The following is a 16,806-nucleotide window of genomic DNA, read 5'->3' on the forward strand; positions in this document are numbered from 1 at the left end:
CGGCTCCGTTCGCCGGGCTCAGGCGGACTGGATGTAATGGACCAGGTGGTTGATCACCTGCTCCTGCTCTTCGATGGTGGCGCGTACCAGGTCGCCGATCGACAACATGCCCATCACGTCGCTGCCTTCCAACACCGGCAGGTGGCGAATGCGCTTTTCCGTCATCAGGCCCATGCAGTCGTCCAACGTCTGGCTGGGCGTCACGTAGACCACGCGGCTGGTCATGATGTCGCGCACCTTGGTGCCGGCCGAGGTGCGGCCCTGCAATACGATGCGCCGCGCGTAGTCTCGCTCGGAGAAGATGCCGACGATGCCGCCCTCCTCCATCACCAGCACCGCGCCGATGTCGTTTTCCGCCATCACCTGCAAGGCCTGGAACACCGTGCTGTCCGGGTTCACGTAGACCAAGGCTCGGTTTGGCTTGCTGTCCAACAACTGTCTTACCGTTTGCATGCATGTCCCCTTTCAAACCGGCAATCCGGCCGTTCCCGTGGCCCCGCCCGCCGCTTGGCGACGCGGACGAGCGCCTACCAATCCACTATAGCGCAGGCTGCGGCGCCTCGGTAAGCGCGCGGCGCCCTGCCGGGGCGGAGCCTCGCCTCAAGCCCGGATCATGGTGCCGACGCCGGCGTCGGTCAGGATCTCCAGCAATAGCGCATGCGGCACGCGGCCATCGATGATGTGCACCGCGTTGACGCCGTTGCGCGCCGCGTCCAAGGCCGAGCTGATCTTGGGCAGCATGCCGCCGTGTATGGTGCCGTCGGCGAACAAGCCGTCCACCTGCTGCGCCGACAGCCCGGTCAACAGCTTGCCGTTCTTGTCGAGCACGCCCGGAGTATTGGTCATCAGCACCAGTTTTTCCGCGCCCAGGGTCTCCGCCAGCTTGCCGGCCACCAGATCCGCGTTGATGTTGTAGGCCTCGCCGTCTTCGCCAACGCCTATCGGCGCCACCACCGGGATGAAGTCCTGACTGTCCAGCAAGGACACCAGCGCCGGATCGATGCTGGAGATTTCGCCCACCTGGCCGATGTCGATCTCATCGTCGGTCTCGGACTTCAAATACATCTTGCTGGCGCGAATGAAATGCCCGTCCTTGCCGGTCAGGCCCACGGCCTTGCCGCCGTGCTTGTTGATCAGAGACACGATCTCCTTGTTCACCAGGCCGCCCAGCACCATTTCCACCAGGTCCATGGTATCCGAGTCGGTCACGCGCATGCCCTGGATGAACTCGCCCTGCTTGCCAACGCGGTTCAGCAGCTCGTTGATCTGCGGTCCGCCGCCGTGCACCACCACCGGGTTGATGCCCACCAGCTTGAGCAACACCACGTCCTTGGCGAAGCCCTCTTTCAAAGCCGCGTCGGTCATCGCGTTGCCGCCGTACTTGATGACCAGGGTCTTGCCAGCGAAACGGCGGATATAGGGCAGGGCTTCGGCAAGAATCAGGGCTTTTTCTGCTGCGTCGGTCGGCACGGCGTTCTCCATGGTTGCGCCGGCCGTTGCCGGCCGGCGAGATGACGGTTCTGACCCAATGGTCTGATCTGTTGCATTTTAATCAAGCTTGTTAATGAACTGTGATTTATTAATTGCAGAACAACGGCATTATGCAATACAGTCCACATCATTAATGAACCAGAATTCAGCTATATCGCCATGGCCCAAGCCCCCGCCTCGCGCTGGCAGCGCAAAAAAGACGCCCGTCCCAGCGAAATCCTGGACGCCGCGCTGGCCCTGTTCGTAGAGAAAGGCTTCAGCGCCACCAAGATGGAAGACATCGCCCGCGCCGCCGGCGTGACCAAGGGCACGCCCTATCTGTACTTCCAGAACAAGGAAGAAATCTTCAAGGCCATGGTCCGCCACCATCTGTCCAGCCGTCTCGGCGCCTTTGTCGAACTGGAGCAGCAACACACCGGCCCGGTGGGCGAGTTGCTGCAGATTCTGCTGCTCAAATGGTGGGACGAAGTGGGCGCCACGCCGGCCGCCGGCCTGTGCAAGCTGGCCATCGCCGAAGCCACCAATTTTCCGGAGCTGGCGCGTTTCTACACCACGGAAGTGATCTCGCCCTGTCTGCGCATGGTCGAGCACATTCTGCGCCGCGGCATGGACAGCGGGGAATTCCGCGTCCTGCCCATCGCCAGCAGCAGCGACGCCCTGCTGGCGCCGCTGGTGATGGCGATGACCTGGGCCCACTCCTTCGCCAAGGTGGTGCCCGATGTCTGCGGCTACTCGCATCAATACTCCCGCGCGCACCTGAGCGAAGCCCTGCAGTTGGTGCTGCAGGGCCTGAAGAATCCCACCTACGAGAATTGACATGAAAACTGCCGCTCATTGCCTCTGGCTGGGCATCGCCAGCCTGACCCTCGCCGCCTGCAGCAAGCCGGAGGCGCCGCCGGAAGCGCCGCGCCCGGTCCGCTACGTGGTGGCCGGCGCCGCCGCCCAGCAGCAGGGCGACAGCTACGCCGGCGAAATCCGCGCCCGCCACGAGACCAATCTGGCCTTCCGCGTGGCCGGCAAGGTGGTGGCCAAGCTGGCCAATAGCGGCGACCGAGTGAAGAAAGGCCAGACGCTGGCGCGGCTGGACCCCAGCGACTACGCACTGGACCTGTCGGCCAAACAAGCTCAACTGGCCGCCGCGCAGTCCGATCTCGGCCAGCAGGAACTGAATCTGAAACGCTACCGCGAGCTGCTGGCCAAGCAGTTCGTCAGCCAGTCCCAGGTGGACGGCCAGCAAAACGCGGTCAACGCCGCCCGCGCCAAGGTGGACCAGGCCAGGGCCCAGCTGGCGGCCAGCCGCAATCAGACCGGCTACACCAGCCTGGTGGCGGACGCCGACGGCGTGCTGAGCCAGATGGCCGCCGAACCCGGCCTGGTGGTGGCCGCCGGCCAGCCGATGGCGCGTCTGTCCCAGGACGGCCCGCGCGAGGCCGCGATCCAGGTGCCGGAAAACGCGCTGGACAAGGTGCGCCGCGCCGGACAGTTCCAGGTGCGCTTGTGGAACGGCGGCGCGCCGATGACGGGCACGCTGCGCGAACTGGCGGCCGACGCCGACCCGGCCACCCGCACCTATCCGGCGCGCGTCGCCATCGGCGGCGATTCCAGCCGCCTGCAACTGGGGATGACCGCCAGCGTCGCGCTGCCGGACGCCGCCGACTCGCAGATGCGGCTGCCGCTGACCGCGCTGCTGGACGAGCAGGGCAAGCACTATGTCTGGCTGATCGCCGCCAACGGCAAAGTCGCCCGCCGCGCGGTGACGGTCAGCCGCGTCGACGCCGACTCCGCCACCTTGTCCCAGGGCGTGCAAGCGGGCGACAAGATCGTCACCGCCGGCATCCATCTGCTGCGCGACGGCCAGGCCGTGAAACTGTTGGAGCGCTGAGACGGCCATGAAAAAACTGAACCTGTCGGAATGGGCGCTGCGCCACCAGTCGCTGGTGCGCTATTTGATGGTGATGCTGATGTTGGCCGGCGTCTGGGCTTACACCCAGCTGGGCCAGAAGGAAGACCCGGAATTCACCTTCAAGGCCATGCTGGTGCAAGCCTACTGGCCCGGCGCCGGCACGCTGGAAATGGAACAGCAGATCACCAACAAGCTGGAGGAGAAGCTGCAGGAAATGGGCGAAATCGACTTCGTCCAAAGCTATACCAAGCCCGGCGAGAGCCTGTTGCTGATTTCGGTGCGCGAGGACGTGCCGCCCAAGAACGTACAGCAGCTCTGGTATCAGGTGCGCAAGAAGATAGGCGATATCCGCGCCACCCTGCCGGCCGACATCCAGGGGCCCTTCTTCAACGACGAGTTCGGCGACACCTTCGGCAATATCTACGCCTTCGCCGGCGACGGCTTCAGCTATGAGGAAGTGCGCCAATACCTGGAGGACGCCAAGCGCGAGATCCTGCGCGTGCCGGACGTGGCCAAGGTCAGCCTGCTGGGCGTGCAGGAGCAGCGCGTCTACGTGGACCTGTCCACCGCCAAGCTGGCTTCGCTGGGCCTGGACACCGGCGCGATCTGGAAAGCCTTGCAACAGCAAAACGCGATGACGCCGTCCGGCGTGTTCGAAACCGCCAGCGACCGCATCTGGGTCCGTCCCACCGGCAACTACGCCAGCGTGGAGGCCATCGCCGCCACCCCGGTCACCGTCAACGGCAAAACCTTCCGCCTCGGCGACATCGCCACGGTCAAACGCGGCTATATCGACCCGCCGCAAAATACCATGCGCTTCAACGGCAAGCCGGTGCTGGGCATGGCCATCACCATGAAGGCCGGCGGCGACGTGCTGCGCCTGGGCAAAAACCTGGACGAGGCCATGCGGCAGATCCAGTCCAAGATGCCGGTGGGTCTGGAGATCCACTCGGTGTCGGACCAACCCAAGGTGGTCAAGAACGCGGTGAGCGAATTCATGCGTTCTCTGGTGGAGGCGGTGGTCATCGTGCTGGCGGTCAGCTTCTTCAGCCTGGGCCTGCGCACCGGCATCGTGGTGGCGCTGTCCATCCCGCTGGTGCTGGCGATGACCTTTCTGGCGATGTATTTCTTCAACATCGACCTGCAACGCATCTCGCTGGGATCGCTGATCATCGCGCTGGGCCTGCTGGTGGACGACGCCATCATCGCGGTGGAAATGATGGCGCTGAAACTGGAACAGGGCTGGAGCAAGTTCCAGGCCGCCACCTTCGCCTACACCAGCACAGCCTTCCCGATGCTGACCGGCACCCTGATCACCGCCGCCACCTTCCTGCCGGTGGGCATCGCCAAGTCCAATGCCGGCGAATACGTATTCAGCCTGTTCGCCGTGGTGGGCATCGCGCTGGTGCTGTCCTGGATCGTCGCGGTGGTGTTCACCCCCTATCTGGGCTACAAGCTGCTGCCGGAAAACCTGCAACACCACGAGGCGCACGATGTCTACGACAAGCCGTTCTACCGGCGCTTCCGCCGGGTGGTGGAGTGGTGCCTGGAGCGGCGCAAGACTGTGATCGCGCTGACGCTAGCCGCCTTCGTGCTGTCCTTGCTCGCCTTCAAATTGCTGGTGGCCCAGCAATTCTTCCCCTCCTCCAACCGGCCCGAGCTGATGGTGGACATGTGGCTGCCGCGCGGCGCCAGCCATCAGGCCACGGAGCGCGAGGTGGAAAAACTGGAAGCGCTGCTCAAGCGCGACCCGGACATCGTCAGCGTCACCAGCTACGTGGGCAGCGGCAGTCCGCGCTTCTATCTGCCGCTGGATCAGCAGCTGCAGCATCTGAACTACGCGCAGCTGATGTTGATGACCCGCGACGAACATGTGCGCGAAGACGTGAAGAAACGGCTGGAAAAGCTGTTCGACAACGACTTCCCCAATGTCCGCGGCCGGGTGACCCGGCTGGAAAACGGCCCGCCGGTGGGCTACGCGGTGCAATTCCGGGTAATGGGCGAGGACCACGCCAAGGTGCGCGCCATCGCCGCCCAGGTGGAGGCGCTGATGCGCGCGCATCCGTCCACCCGCCAGGTCAACATCAATTGGGGCGAGCAGGTGAAGGCGCTGCGCATCCGCATCGATCAGGACAAGGCGCGCGCGCTCGGCCTGTCCTCGCAGCAATTGTCCCAGCAATTGCAGATGCTGATTTCCGGCGCCGCCGTCACCAGCTTCCGCGAAGGCGACCAGGCCATCGCCATCGTCGCCCGGCTCAATCCGGACGAGCGCAAGAACGTCGCCGGCCTCGGCAATTTGATGATACAAACCAGCAGCGGCCGCTTCGTGCCCGTGTCGCAAATCGGACACATCGAATACCAGCCAGAGGAAAGCATCATCTGGCGGCGCAACCGCCTGCCCGCCATCACCGTGAGCGCGGACCCGGCGGAAGGCGCCCAGGGCGCGGACATCTCTCGGCAGTTGCAGCCCAAGATGCAAGAATTGGAGCGGACGCTGCCTCTGGGCTATCACATCGAAACCGGCGGCAGCATGGAATCCAGCGCCAAATCGCAAAAAGCCATCGCCGCGGTGGCGCCGCTGATGCTGGTGGTGGTGGTGACCCTGCTGATGTTGCAGTTGCACAGCGTGCAGCGCACCATCATGGTGCTGCTGACCGCGCCGCTGGGCATGATAGGCGTGACGCTGACCCTGATCGCCTTCAGCGCGCCCTTCGGCTTCGTCGCCATGCTGGGGGTGATCGCGCTGTCCGGCATGATCATGCGCAACTCGGTTATCCTAGTCGATCAGATCGAGCACGATATTCGCGACGGCATCGATCCCTGGCATGCGATTGTCGGCTCCACAATTAGACGTTTTAGGCCTATCATGCTGACGGCATTGGCGGCGATCCTGGCGATGATCCCGCTGAGCCGCAGCACGTTCTGGGGACCGATGGCCGTGGCCATCATGGGCGGGCTGCTGGTGGCCACGGTGCTGACCCTGCTGTTCCTGCCGGCGCTGTACGCGCAATGGTTCAAGATACGGCGGCCTCCGGCCTGACGGCGCCTTGCCGCCACACACAAGCACACAAAACAAACCGAGCAAATAAACACCAATGAACAAGACCCGATTCCGCTCGCCCCTGCTGGGCAGCCTGTTGCTGCTGGGCTTCGCCCTGCCGGTCCACGCTTTCGACCTGGTGGAAGCCTGGCGCGCCGCCCGCGACTACAACGCCGACTTCGCCGCCGCGCGCTCCGACCTGGACGCCGGCCGCGAAAAAGCGCCGCAGGGCCGCGCGTTGCTGATGCCCCAGGTCGGCGCCACCGCCAATTACAATTACACCAATCCGATCGCGCCGGCCGGCCAGGGCCGTTACGACTCCACCACCTACGGCGTCAATCTGCAGCAGCCGCTGTTCGACGTGGGCAAATACACCGGCTATCAAAAAGGTAAACTGGCGACGCAGCAGGCGGAAACCAGCTTCAGCGCCGCCGAACAGCAGTTGATCCTGGACACCTCGCAGGCCTATTTCAACGTGCTGCTGGCCAAGGACACCCTGTCCGCCACCAGCGCCAGCAAGAAAACCTTCCAGCAACAACTGGAGCAGGCCAAGACCGCCTTCGAAGTGGGCACCGCCACCATCACCGACACGCACGAGGCCCAGGCCGGCTACGACGGCGCGGTGGCCCAGGAAATCAAGGCGATCAACAGCCTGGAGCTGGCGGAAAACAATCTGCGCCGCGTCACCGGGCTGGACCCCAAGACCATCCAGCCGGTGCTGGACAAACTGCCGCTGGAACTGCCGACCCCGGCCACGCTGGAAGCCTGGATCGGGCTGGCCCTGCGCAACAGCCTGAGCATCAAGACCGCCGAGCAGGCGTTGGAGATCGCCGACAAGAACGTCACCGAGAAAAAGGGCGGCCACCTGCCGGTGATCAGCCTGACCGCCGGCTACAGCGACACTCAGACCCGCGCCCCGATGCAGCAGCCGCACACCCGCGGCAGCAGCATAGGCGTCGGCGTCACCCTGCCCCTGTTCGCCGGCGGCGGCATCAATTCGCAAGTGCGCGAGGCGGCGGCGCAGCAGGAGTCCGCCAAGGACAAGCTGGAAGCCACCCGCCGCCAGGTGCGCGAAGACGTACGCCGCACCTTCCTCGGCGTCACCAACGGCGCGGCGCTGGTGCGGGCCCAGGAACAGCTGCTGATCTCGGCCAAGAGCAAGGTGGAATCCACCCGCCTGGGCAAGGAGGTCGGCATCCGTACCAATATCGATCTGCTGCAGGCCGAGCAGGCTTACTACTCGACGCTAACCAGCCTGGCCACCGCCAAGTACGAGTATCTGATCGCGCGGCTGTCCTTATCCCAGGCCGCCGGCCAGCTGGATAGCGAGGTGCTGAGCAAGGTCAACGCCGTCATCCGCCGTTAAGAACCTGTTTACGATCTGCTGCGCGTCGGCGATACGGCGTTGAAAACAGCATTCGAAATGCTCATGTACCACGTGTACATTCCGCTTTCTCAGCCGTTTTCGCCTTGTCTCGCCTTAGCTCGCGAGATCGTAAACACGTTCTAAGACCCCTTCTCCGCGGCCATGCCAGCCGGCGTGGTCGCCGCCTCCCCATCCCTTCCGCACTCCCCCGCTGACGTCCACGCAACAAGTGTTTAATTTTTTAGGGCATGTGTAGCTTTTTGCTAAACACGAACATAGAATGCCTGAGATGGTCAGACAGCAATAATGAAAGCAAAAAACCACGGAGCGGCAACCGGCGCCATGACAGACCGGCCCCGTTCCGACACCGATTCGCGGCGGCCCGTCCGATGCGGCGCCGACCGCACAACGTCGAGGAGAGAGCAGATGAGCAATAAGGATTTGATGCAACGCAAGGCCGACGCCACCCCGCGCGGCGTGGGCGTCATGTGCGGCTTCTTTGCCGAGCGCGCCAAGAATGCCGAAGTCTGGGATACCGACGGCAAACGCTACATCGACTTCGCCGGCGGCATCGGCGTCTTGAACACCGGCCATCTGCACGACAAGGTGCAGGCCGCGGTGGCGGAACAACTGTCCCGCTTCAGCCACACCTGCTATCAAGTCGTCCCCTACGAATCCTATATCCGCCTGACCGAACGGCTGAACCAGCTGACCCCGGGCCAGCACGCCAAGAAAACCGCGCTGTTCACCACCGGCGCCGAAGCGGTGGAAAACGCGGTGAAAGTGGCGCGCGCCGCCACTGGCCGCGCCGGCGTGATCGCCTTCGGCGGCGCCTTCCACGGCCGCACCCTGCTGGGCATGGCGCTGACCGGCAAGGTGGCGCCGTATAAAGTGGGCTTCGGCCCCTTCCCCAGCGACGTCTATCACGCGCCTTATCCCAACGCGCTGCACGGCGTGTCCGTGGAAGACTCCCTGCACGGTCTGGAAAAACTGTTCAAATACGATGTCGATCCCAAGCGCGTCGCCGCCATCATCTTCGAACCGGTGCAGGGCGAAGGCGGTTTCTACGCCGCGCCCAGCGAATGGGTGGTGCAGCTGCGCAAGATCTGCGACGAACACGGCATCCTGCTGATCGCCGACGAGGTGCAGTCCGGCTTCGCCCGCACCGGCAAGCTGTTCGCGATGGAACACTACCCGGTGCAGGCCGACCTGATCACCATGGCCAAATCGCTGGCCGGCGGCTTCCCGCTGTCCGCGCTGACCGGCCGCGCCGAACTGATGGACGCTCCGGCGCCCGGCGGCCTAGGCGGCACCTATGCCGGCAACCCGCTGGCGGTGGCCGCGGCGCTGGCGGTGATCGACGTCATCGCGGAAGAAAAGCTGCTGGAGCGCGCCAACCGTCTGGGCGAGCTGCTGAAGGAAAAACTGCACGGCCTGAAAAGCGCGGTGCCGCAGATCGCCGAAGTCCGCGGACTGGGCGCGATGCTGGCGGTGGAGTTCAATCAGCCCGGCAGCCCGCAGCCTGATCCGGACTTCGCCAAGAAAGTGCAGACCAAGGCGCTGGAATCCGGCCTGATCCTGCTGACCTGCGGCGTCTACGCCAACGTGGTCCGTTTCCTGTTCCCGCTGACCATAGAAGACGCGGTGTTCGAAGAAGCCCTGGCCAAGCTGGAAGCCGCGCTCAAAGCTTAAGCGCCTGTTCAAAGTCCAAGGCCCGCGCCGCCCGGCGCGGGCCTTATCCGACATCTTCCGCGTTGGAGAGCCGCATGTTGAACCTGAAAGACCCCTCGCTGCTGAAACAGCAGTGCTATGTGAACGGCGCCTGGCTTGACGCCGACAACGGCGAAACCATCCCGGTGAGCAACCCGGCTACCGGCGAAATCATCGCCAGCGTGCCCAAGATGGGCAAGGCCGAAGCCGAGCGCGCCGTGGCCGGCGCGGCCGAGGCCTTCCTCGTCTGGAAACGCAAGCCAGCGAAAGAACGCGCCGCCCTGCTGCGCCGCTGGTTCGATCTGGTGATGGCGAACCAGGACGATCTGGCCGTCATCCTCACCTGCGAACAGGGCAAGCCGCTCTCGGAAGCCAAGGGCGAAATCGCCTACGGGGCGTCCTATATCGAGTGGTACGCCGAAGAAGCCAAGCGCCTGTACGGCGACACCATCCCCTCTCCCGGCGCCGACAAACGCATCCTGGTCAACAAGGAGCCGATAGGCGTGACCGCCGCGATCACGCCGTGGAACTTCCCCAATGCGATGATCACGCGCAAAGCGGCCCCGGCGCTGGCCGCCGGCTGCCCGATGGTGGTGCGCCCGGCCAGCCAGACCCCGCTGTCCGCCTTGGCCCTGGCGGCGCTGGCCGAGCGCGCCGGCATTCCCGCCGGCGTGTTCTCGGTGCTGACCGGCGGCTCCAGCGAAATCGGCGCGGTGCTGACCGGCAGCGACACCGTGAAGAAATTCTCCTTCACCGGCTCCACCGAAGTGGGCCGCAAGCTGATCGCCCAATGCGCGGACACCGTCAAGAAAGTGTCGATGGAGCTGGGCGGCAACGCGCCCTTCATCGTCTTCGACGACGCCGACCTCGACGCTGCAGTGGAAGGCGCCATCATCTCCAAATACCGCAACGCCGGCCAGACCTGCGTCTGCGCCAACCGGCTGCTGGTGCAGGACGGCGTCTACGACGCCTTCGCCGAGAAGTTCGCCGCCGCGGTGGCCAAGCTCAAGGTGGGCAACGGCCTGGAGGCCGGCGTCAGCCAGGGCCCGATGATAGACATGAACGCGGTGAGCAAAGTGGAAGAGCACATCGCCGACGCGCTGGCCAAGGGCGGCAAGCTGGTGGCCGGCGGCAAGCGCCACGCGCTGGGCCACAGCTTCTTCGAACCGACGGTGATCACCGACGTCACGCCGCGGATGAAGGTGGCCAAGGAGGAGACCTTCGGCCCGCTGGCGCCGCTGTTCCGCTTCCACAGCGAGGCGGAAGCGATCCAGATGGCCAACGACACCGAGTTCGGCCTGGCCAGCTACTTCTACGCCCGCGACATCGGCCGCATCTTCCGCGTGTCCGAGGGCCTGGAATACGGCATGGTGGCGGTCAACACCGGCATCCTGTCCAACGAGGCCGCGCCCTTCGGCGGCGTCAAGCAATCCGGTCTGGGCCGCGAAGGCTCCAAGTACGGCATCGAGGACTATCTGGAAATCAAATACGTGCTGCTGGGCGGCATCGACCAGTAAAGCGCCGCGCCAATGCGAAACGGGCTGGAAATCCAGCCCGTTTTTTTGACCACTTCAGCCCTACACCTAGTGGAACTTGGCCAAGGTCTCCGACAAGGGGATGCCGGCCTCTTTCAGGCATTCAGCCAGATCGCGCCAGGCCTCGTCGCGCTCAGGCGCCACGTCCGGCGTCACCAGCCACGGCGCATGCGCGGCGGATTCCTCGCGACCCCGCAGGCGGAAGCCCACCTCATAGCCCTGTAATTCCGGCTGATATTCCGCCACCGCCTCCAGTTCCTGCACCCCGCCGGCGCTCGCGGCCAGCAGCGCCGCGGTCACGCCCAGGCGTTTGCGGTTCCAGGCCCGCACGCCGGTCTGCACCGCCTCCCACCAAGGCAGCGGCGCGAACAGCTCGGCCTCGCCGTATTCCATCTCTGCGCCCACCGCCTGCTGCACCAGCGGCATCGCCGCGTCCAGCGCCTTGCGCGCCAGACGGCGCGCCTGCTCCGGCGGCAAAGCGCCGCGCTCCACCAGGAAGGGAATCCAGGCTAGCACCAATTGCGGCTCGTTGGTCTTGCGCGCCGCCTCGTAAGTGGCGCGCGAGGAGTCCGGATCCAGCGGCGCGAAATCGCAGCCGGCGTCCATCACCGGCGCCAATTGCACCAAGTCCTGGCAGGCGCGCTCGTTCAGCATCTCCAGCGTGAACAAGGTGGGAGAAATCCACAATATCGACTGCTCCGGCACCTCCAGCGCGTCCGCCAGCGCCACCTCCAGCCGCTCCAGCTGCGGGAAATGCCACCACACTCCGCCCTGGGCGCGTGAAAACGCGAACGGCAAAGCCCACAGCTCGAACGACACCACGGCGCCGTCCTTGCGCATCACCTCGGGGAAGGCGATCGCGTCGCGCGCGCAATTCACCAGCAACTGCCTCGCGGCCGGCTGGGACAACAGCGCCAGCTGCGATTCGGTGAACACCGCCTGATCGCCGGCCGCCAGCGCCATCTGCACCTCGCCCGCCAGCTGCGCCCGGTCCATAGGCTGATCCACCGCGCGCCGCGCCAGTTCCACCAATTGGTTCACCGCGCGGCCGCGCTCCGCCGGCGGCAGCGGCTCGGTGGGGCCGGCGCGCATCTCGCGCGGCACCGGGCCGGCGGCCTCGCGGTCGGCGTAAGCCTTGTGCAGGCGCTGATAAGCCTGCATCGCCTCGTCGCAGATCGCCTGCAACTGGCCCACGGTCGGCATCTCGTCTTCATTGCTGAAGTTGAAGTCGAACAAGCGCAGACGCAGATTGCAGACATAGACCGTCACATTGTCCGCCTCGTCGAACAGCATGGCGCTGACCAGGCCTTCCCGCTCGCGGCCGGGAAAGTCGGTGTCGTCGTCGCCAAGCAGGCGGCAGACAAAAGCCGGCGTTTCCGTGTGAATCAGGTACTCGGAACCTTCCAGGCCCTGATCGTCGACGGCATCACCAAAAATGAAGCGGTTGGGCAAGAACGGCTCGCCCTTGATGCGGGCATTACGCGGCAGGGATTTCATCTGGCAAGCAAATCTATTCAATAAATCAAACACTCATTGTACCTGCCTAGCGGGGCGGCTTGAAGTCCGCCGGCAAAATCAATCCCCGTCCCGCCATTGCGCCAGCGTCCGGCGCTGCCCGCCCGCCGCGTCGAAGTTGTCCGCGGACAGCCAGGCTTCGAAGCCTTGCCGCAAGGCCGGCCACTCCTGATCCAGGATGGAAAACCAGGCGGTGTCGCGATTGCGCCCCTTGTAGACCATGGCCTGCCGGAACACGCCTTCGAAGCGGAAGCCCAGCCGCTGCGCCGCTCGCTGCGAAGGCAGGTTCAGCGCGTCGCACTTCCACTCATAACGGCGATAGCCCAGCTCAAAGGCCTGGCGCATCAACAGATACATCGCTTCCGTCGCCGCCGGCCGACGCTGCAGCAAGGGCGAGAAATTCAGATGCCCGACTTCGATGCAGCCCATGGCCGGATCGATGCGCAGATAGGCGGCCACGCCTAGCGCCTCCCCGCTGACCGCGTCCACGATCGCGTAAAAATGCGGATCGCGCCGCCATTGCTGCTCGGCCAGCCAGCCGTAGTAGTCGGCGTAATCGGCAAACGGCCCGTAACTCAGATAAGTCCAGTTGCGCGCTTCCGCGTCCGCGCCCATCGCCGCGAACAAAGCGGGACCGTGCCGCTCCGCCTGCAACGGCTCCAGCCGGCAGAAGCGTCCCTGCAGATCCGTCTTAGGCGGCCAAGCCGCCTCGCGCCAGTCGGCCACCGGCCATCCCACCGCTTGCCCCAGAGCGTTGGCCTCGCCCGCCTGCGCCATGCCCGTTTCCAACATCGCTGCCCCTTTCAGCATGCGCAGGACACGGCGACGCCGGCGCGCGCCGTGGTCGCGTAGCCATCGCGCACCCACCAATCCAGGCCGCCTTGCAGTTCGCGCACATTGAAGCCGAGACGCGCCAGCTTCAAAGCGCCCTTGGTCGACGCGTTGCAGCCTATGCCGTCGCAGAACGACACCAGGACCGCATCCTTGGGCAAATGCGCGGTGCTCGCCTCATCCATGGTCCGGTGCGGCACGGACACGGCGCCGGGCAGGGTTTCCTTCCGGAAGGCCTCTTCCGCGCGGGCGTCGATCAGGACCAGTTTCTCCCCGGCTTGCAAGGCGCTCCAGACATCGGCCGCGTCCATCTCGTACGCCAGCTTGGCGGCGTAAAAATCCTGCTGACTCAACATTTTTTTCTCCTGCGGCTCTGGGAATGCTGTTAGCCTAAGCGACAAGTCATACCCCAAACAGTGCCACCATGCAAAATCCGAAGGAACCACTTTGTCCGCCGAGTGGTTGATCGATTTCCTGCGTCAGCGCTTGCAACGCCAGGGCGCCGAAAGTTTGGCGCGCCAGCTCTACCGTTTATTGCGCGAACTGATCCGCGCCGGTCAGCTGGCCGGCGGCGCGCCCTTGCCCGCCAGCCGCGCGCTGGCGGCGGAGCTGGCGCTGGGCCGCAACACCATTCTCAACGCCTACGAACAACTGGCCGCCGAAGGCTATCTGGAAAGCCGCCACGGCTCCGGCACTTATGTCGCCGCCCTGTTCAGCCCCAGCGCCTCGCCGCCTCTGCGCGCTCCGCAACACCCGGGGCTGTCTCAGCGCGGCCAACGCGTCTCCGGGCAGTGCTCGCTGCCCACCGGGCTGGCCGGCGCCTTCGCCCCCGGCACGCCGGAACTGAAGCAATTCCCCCACGCCCAGTGGCAGCGTTGCCTGCAACAGCATATCCAGCGTCCGCAACTGGATCATCTTCATTATCGCCACGACGGCGGCCTGCCCGAGCTCAAGCGTTCCCTCAGCCAATACCTGTATCTATCGCGCTCGGTTCGCTGCCAGCCGGAGCAAATCGTCATCATCCAGGGCGCGCAACAAGGGCTGGAATTACTCGCCCGGCTATTGGCCGACCCCGGCGACGCCGCCTGGGTGGAGGACCCCGGCTATAGCGGCGCGCAAGCCGCGCTGCGCGCGTCGGAATTGGACATCGTCCCGATCCCGGTCGACGCTCAGGGCATGGCCCCGACGCCCGCGCATCAGGCCGCGCCGCCGCGCCTGATTTACATCACGCCGTCCCACCAATACCCGACCGGCGTCGTCATGTCGCTGGCGCGGCGGCTCGCGCTGCTGCAATTAGCCAAACAGCACGACAGCTGGATCATCGAGGACGACTACGACAGCGAATTCCGCTACGCCACCCACCCCATCGCCTCCCTGCAAGGCCTGGCCGACAGCGAACGCGTCATTTATCTCGGCACCTTCAGCAAAGTGATGTTTCCGGCGCTGGGCCTGGGCTATCTGATCCTGCCGGAAGAATTGGTGGAACCGTTCCGCCGTGTGCAGGCGCGCTTGTACCGGGAAGGCAATTATCAGGTGCAGGCGGCCTTGGCCGATTTCATCGAACAAGGCCATTTCGCCCGCCACATCAAACATATGCGCGAACTCTACCAACTGCGGCAACAACTGCTGCGCGGCACCCTGCAGCGCGCCTTGGGAGACGCGCTGCCGCTGTCCGCAGGCGAAGCCGGCCTGCACTTGGTCGCGCAACTGCCGGACGGCTTCGACGAAGAGGAACTCAGCCAGGCCGCCGCCCGGCAGCAACTGTGGCTGCGCCCGCTGGCCAAGCACTTCATCGGACGGCCGGACCGCAGCGGGCTGGTGCTGGGCTACGCAGGTGTGGAGGAACAGGAACTTCACGCCGCCGCGCTCAAGCTGGCGGCGCTATTGGAAACGCGATGGAAATGAAACCGACTTTGCTGGTCAGCGCCTGCCTGCTGGGGCAGCCCGTGCGCTACGACGGCCAGGCCAAACCGCTGGCCGAACGGGACTGGGCGCGGTTGCGCCGGGATTTCACCCTGATCTCCGCCTGTCCCGAATGCATGGGCGGGCTGCCCACGCCTAGACCGGCGGCGGAACTGCGCGGCGGCGACGGCGCGGCCGCCTTGCACGGCCAAGCCACCGTGGAAACCGCCGCAGGCGAAGACATCAGCGCCGCCTTTCTGCGCGGCGCCCAGGCATGCCTGCGTCTGGCGCAAGCCCATGGCTGCCGACAAGCGCTGTTGAAAGCCAACAGCCCCTCCTGCGGCACACGCCGCATCTACGACGGCGAGTTTTCCGGCACGCTCAAGGACGGGGAAGGCGTGGCCGCCAGCCTATTGCGGCAGGCCGGCATCGAGGTCTGTTCGGAGGAAGACATGGCGGGGCTGAGAGCGCCGGCGAGCTGAACGCCGCCGGCCCCCTATCGACGGCGCTTACAGAAACTCGAGGCGGCCGCCGCTCAAATGGTACATGGCGCCGGCGATCTTGATCCGGCCCTCCTTCTCCAGCTTGGCCAGCACATCGCTGCGCTTGCGGATCTGATCAATGGTATGCAGCACATTGCTGCGCGCCACCGCGTCGACAAACTCCGCGTTCTTGCTACTGCGCTCGCCCTCGTAGCGGGTCTGCGCAATCGCCGGGCGGATGCGCGCCAGCAAGCCGGTCAGATTGCCCAGCTCCACATGGTCTATCGCCCCCTTGATCGCCCCACAGGCGGTATGCCCCATCACCAGCACCACCTTGGCGCCGGCAACCGCGCAGGCGAACTCCATGCTGCCCAGCAAGTCGTCATTCACCACATTGCCGGCCACCCGCGAATTGAAGGTGTCGCCTATGCCGGCGTCCATCACGATTTCCGCCGGCGCGCGCGAGTCTATGCAGCTGAGCACCACCGCGGCGGGGTATTGCCCCTCGGCGCTGGAACGCTTTTGCGCCAGGTAATCGTGCTGCATCGGCTTGCCGGTGCGGAAACGTTCATTGCCCTTGGCCATCTCCGCCAGCACCTGCTCCGGCGTCATCGCGTCCCGCTGCGTCTTGCTCAAAGACGCCGCGTAAGCCACGCCGTTCACGCCCCCGTTGGCGCCGATGGCAAATAGCGCCGCCGCTCCCAGCGCGGTTTTCATCACCGTCCGCCGGCCGATGGTTTCGCCGCAATGGCCTTCCCGACACAGATGCTCGCTCATTCGCGTCCTTTCCTAGTGCAGTGGTATAAAGTTTTTTAATTTTATTCAGTAACTATTTATTTAGATGATCACCATCGACTTAGTTCATCAAACCCGCAATTAAGACATGGGTATGGCGTTTGCCGCATCGGTACCCAACAACAAGCCAGGAAAAGAGAAGGAAAACGGAAGATAAGGAGAAGCGGCGGCTCCGTCCGGCCGCAACAAAGCCTCCCTTTGGGGAGGCTTCCGTGTCGCCGTTCAACAGCACAATG

Annotated in this window: 14 protein-coding genes; 8 read left to right on the top strand and 6 right to left on the bottom strand. The window is 64.8% G+C overall.

All coding sequences use genetic code 11. From position 1 onward, the window contains the following. Positions 1–18: 18 nt before the first annotated feature. Together ACODSD_RS21505 and argB are read right to left on the bottom strand one after the other, a co-directional pair. The gene (locus ACODSD_RS21505; RefSeq protein ID WP_048414414.1) at positions 19–453 is read right to left on the bottom strand and encodes a CBS domain-containing protein; all 435 of its coding nucleotides are present in this window, start codon (positions 451–453) and stop codon (positions 19–21) included. Positions 454–600: 147 nt separating this feature from the next. After that, positions 601–1,470, bottom strand: a complete 870-nt coding sequence (gene argB / locus ACODSD_RS21510) for an acetylglutamate kinase (RefSeq protein ID WP_370646552.1) — start codon at positions 1,468–1,470, stop codon at positions 601–603. A gap of 180 nt (positions 1,471–1,650) precedes the next feature. Here argB and ACODSD_RS21515 point away from each other — a divergent pair, with 180 nt between their 5' ends. From ACODSD_RS21515 to gabD, 6 genes are all read left to right on the top strand, one after another. After that, positions 1,651–2,307, top strand: coding sequence for a TetR/AcrR family transcriptional regulator (locus ACODSD_RS21515; RefSeq protein ID WP_107798049.1), 657 nt, complete (start codon positions 1,651–1,653; stop codon positions 2,305–2,307). Between the two features lies 1 nt (position 2,308). Further along, positions 2,309–3,373: an efflux RND transporter periplasmic adaptor subunit gene (locus ACODSD_RS21520; RefSeq protein ID WP_235084605.1), complete on the top strand. Its 1,065-nt coding sequence runs from the start codon at positions 2,309–2,311 to the stop codon at positions 3,371–3,373. A 7-nt stretch (positions 3,374–3,380) separates the two neighbouring features. Then, positions 3,381–6,434 carry an efflux RND transporter permease subunit gene (locus ACODSD_RS21525; RefSeq protein ID WP_488878291.1) on the top strand — a complete coding sequence of 1,018 codons (3,054 nt, stop codon included), beginning with the start codon at positions 3,381–3,383 and terminating at the stop codon, positions 6,432–6,434. A 55-nt stretch (positions 6,435–6,489) separates the two neighbouring features. Further along, complete coding sequence (locus ACODSD_RS21530; RefSeq protein ID WP_107798046.1) at positions 6,490–7,800, top strand: TolC family outer membrane protein; 1,311 nt, start codon at positions 6,490–6,492, stop codon at positions 7,798–7,800. Positions 7,801–8,226: 426 nt separating this feature from the next. Then, entirely contained in the window at positions 8,227–9,492 is a 1,266-nt protein-coding gene (gabT, locus tag ACODSD_RS21535; RefSeq protein ID WP_107798045.1) for a 4-aminobutyrate--2-oxoglutarate transaminase, read from the top strand. A gap of 74 nt (positions 9,493–9,566) precedes the next feature. Continuing rightward, complete coding sequence (gene gabD, locus ACODSD_RS21540; RefSeq protein ID WP_488878292.1) at positions 9,567–11,027, top strand: NADP-dependent succinate-semialdehyde dehydrogenase; 1,461 nt, start codon at positions 9,567–9,569, stop codon at positions 11,025–11,027. 66 nt (positions 11,028–11,093) lie between these two features. On the opposite strand, the gene ACODSD_RS21545 is transcribed toward gabD, so the two are convergent. The 3 genes from ACODSD_RS21545 to ACODSD_RS21555 all read right to left on the bottom strand — a co-directional run bounded on the left by ACODSD_RS21545 (position 11,094) and on the right by ACODSD_RS21555 (position 13,747). Continuing rightward, the gene (locus ACODSD_RS21545) at positions 11,094–12,542 is read right to left on the bottom strand and encodes a hypothetical protein (RefSeq protein WP_107798043.1); all 1,449 of its coding nucleotides are present in this window, start codon (positions 12,540–12,542) and stop codon (positions 11,094–11,096) included. Between the two features lie 78 nt (positions 12,543–12,620). After that, positions 12,621–13,352, bottom strand: coding sequence for a GNAT family N-acetyltransferase (locus tag ACODSD_RS21550; protein WP_227106752.1), 732 nt, complete (start codon positions 13,350–13,352; stop codon positions 12,621–12,623). An 11-nt stretch (positions 13,353–13,363) separates the two neighbouring features. After that, positions 13,364–13,747 carry a rhodanese-like domain-containing protein gene (locus tag ACODSD_RS21555; RefSeq protein WP_107798042.1) on the bottom strand — a complete coding sequence of 128 codons (384 nt, stop codon included), beginning with the start codon at positions 13,745–13,747 and terminating at the stop codon, positions 13,364–13,366. A 91-nt stretch (positions 13,748–13,838) separates the two neighbouring features. On the opposite strand from ACODSD_RS21555, the gene pdxR reads away from it, so the two are divergent. Further along, positions 13,839–15,296, top strand: coding sequence for a MocR-like pyridoxine biosynthesis transcription factor PdxR (gene pdxR, locus ACODSD_RS21560; RefSeq protein ID WP_488878293.1), 1,458 nt, complete (start codon positions 13,839–13,841; stop codon positions 15,294–15,296). After that, complete coding sequence (locus ACODSD_RS21565) at positions 15,293–15,775, top strand: 2-thiouracil desulfurase family protein (protein WP_488878294.1); 483 nt, start codon at positions 15,293–15,295, stop codon at positions 15,773–15,775. Before pdxR ends, ACODSD_RS21565 begins: the two co-directional genes overlap by 4 nt. A gap of 27 nt (positions 15,776–15,802) precedes the next feature. Here ACODSD_RS21565 and ACODSD_RS21570 read toward each other — a convergent pair whose 3' ends face one another. Beyond that, entirely contained in the window at positions 15,803–16,552 is a 750-nt protein-coding gene (locus ACODSD_RS21570) for a carbonic anhydrase family protein (protein WP_107798039.1), read from the bottom strand. Between the last annotated feature and the right edge of the window lie 254 nt (positions 16,553–16,806).

The sequence above is a fragment of the Chromobacterium sp. FG22 genome (assembly GCF_057809415.1).

Excerpts from the sequence above, each read along its gene's own strand:
- ACODSD_RS21505 (WP_048414414.1), bottom strand. The coding sequence starts at position 453 with ATGCAAACGGTAAGACAGTTGTTGGACAGCAAGCCAAACCGAGCCTTG.
- ACODSD_RS21515 (WP_107798049.1), top strand. The coding sequence starts at position 1,651 with ATGGCCCAAGCCCCCGCCTCGCGCTGGCAGCGCAAAAAAGACGCCCGT.
- ACODSD_RS21520 (WP_235084605.1), top strand. The coding sequence starts at position 2,309 with ATGAAAACTGCCGCTCATTGCCTCTGGCTGGGCATCGCCAGCCTGACC.
- ACODSD_RS21525 (WP_488878291.1), top strand. The coding sequence starts at position 3,381 with ATGAAAAAACTGAACCTGTCGGAATGGGCGCTGCGCCACCAGTCGCTG.
- ACODSD_RS21530 (WP_107798046.1), top strand. The coding sequence starts at position 6,490 with ATGAACAAGACCCGATTCCGCTCGCCCCTGCTGGGCAGCCTGTTGCTG.
- gabT (WP_107798045.1), top strand. The coding sequence starts at position 8,227 with ATGAGCAATAAGGATTTGATGCAACGCAAGGCCGACGCCACCCCGCGC.
- gabD (WP_488878292.1), top strand. The coding sequence starts at position 9,567 with ATGTTGAACCTGAAAGACCCCTCGCTGCTGAAACAGCAGTGCTATGTG.
- ACODSD_RS21545 (WP_107798043.1), bottom strand. The coding sequence starts at position 12,542 with ATGAAATCCCTGCCGCGTAATGCCCGCATCAAGGGCGAGCCGTTCTTG.
- ACODSD_RS21550 (WP_227106752.1), bottom strand. The coding sequence starts at position 13,352 with ATGTTGGAAACGGGCATGGCGCAGGCGGGCGAGGCCAACGCTCTGGGG.
- ACODSD_RS21555 (WP_107798042.1), bottom strand. The coding sequence starts at position 13,747 with ATGTTGAGTCAGCAGGATTTTTACGCCGCCAAGCTGGCGTACGAGATG.
- ACODSD_RS21565 (WP_488878294.1), top strand. The coding sequence starts at position 15,293 with ATGAAACCGACTTTGCTGGTCAGCGCCTGCCTGCTGGGGCAGCCCGTG.
- ACODSD_RS21570 (WP_107798039.1), bottom strand. The coding sequence starts at position 16,552 with ATGAGCGAGCATCTGTGTCGGGAAGGCCATTGCGGCGAAACCATCGGC.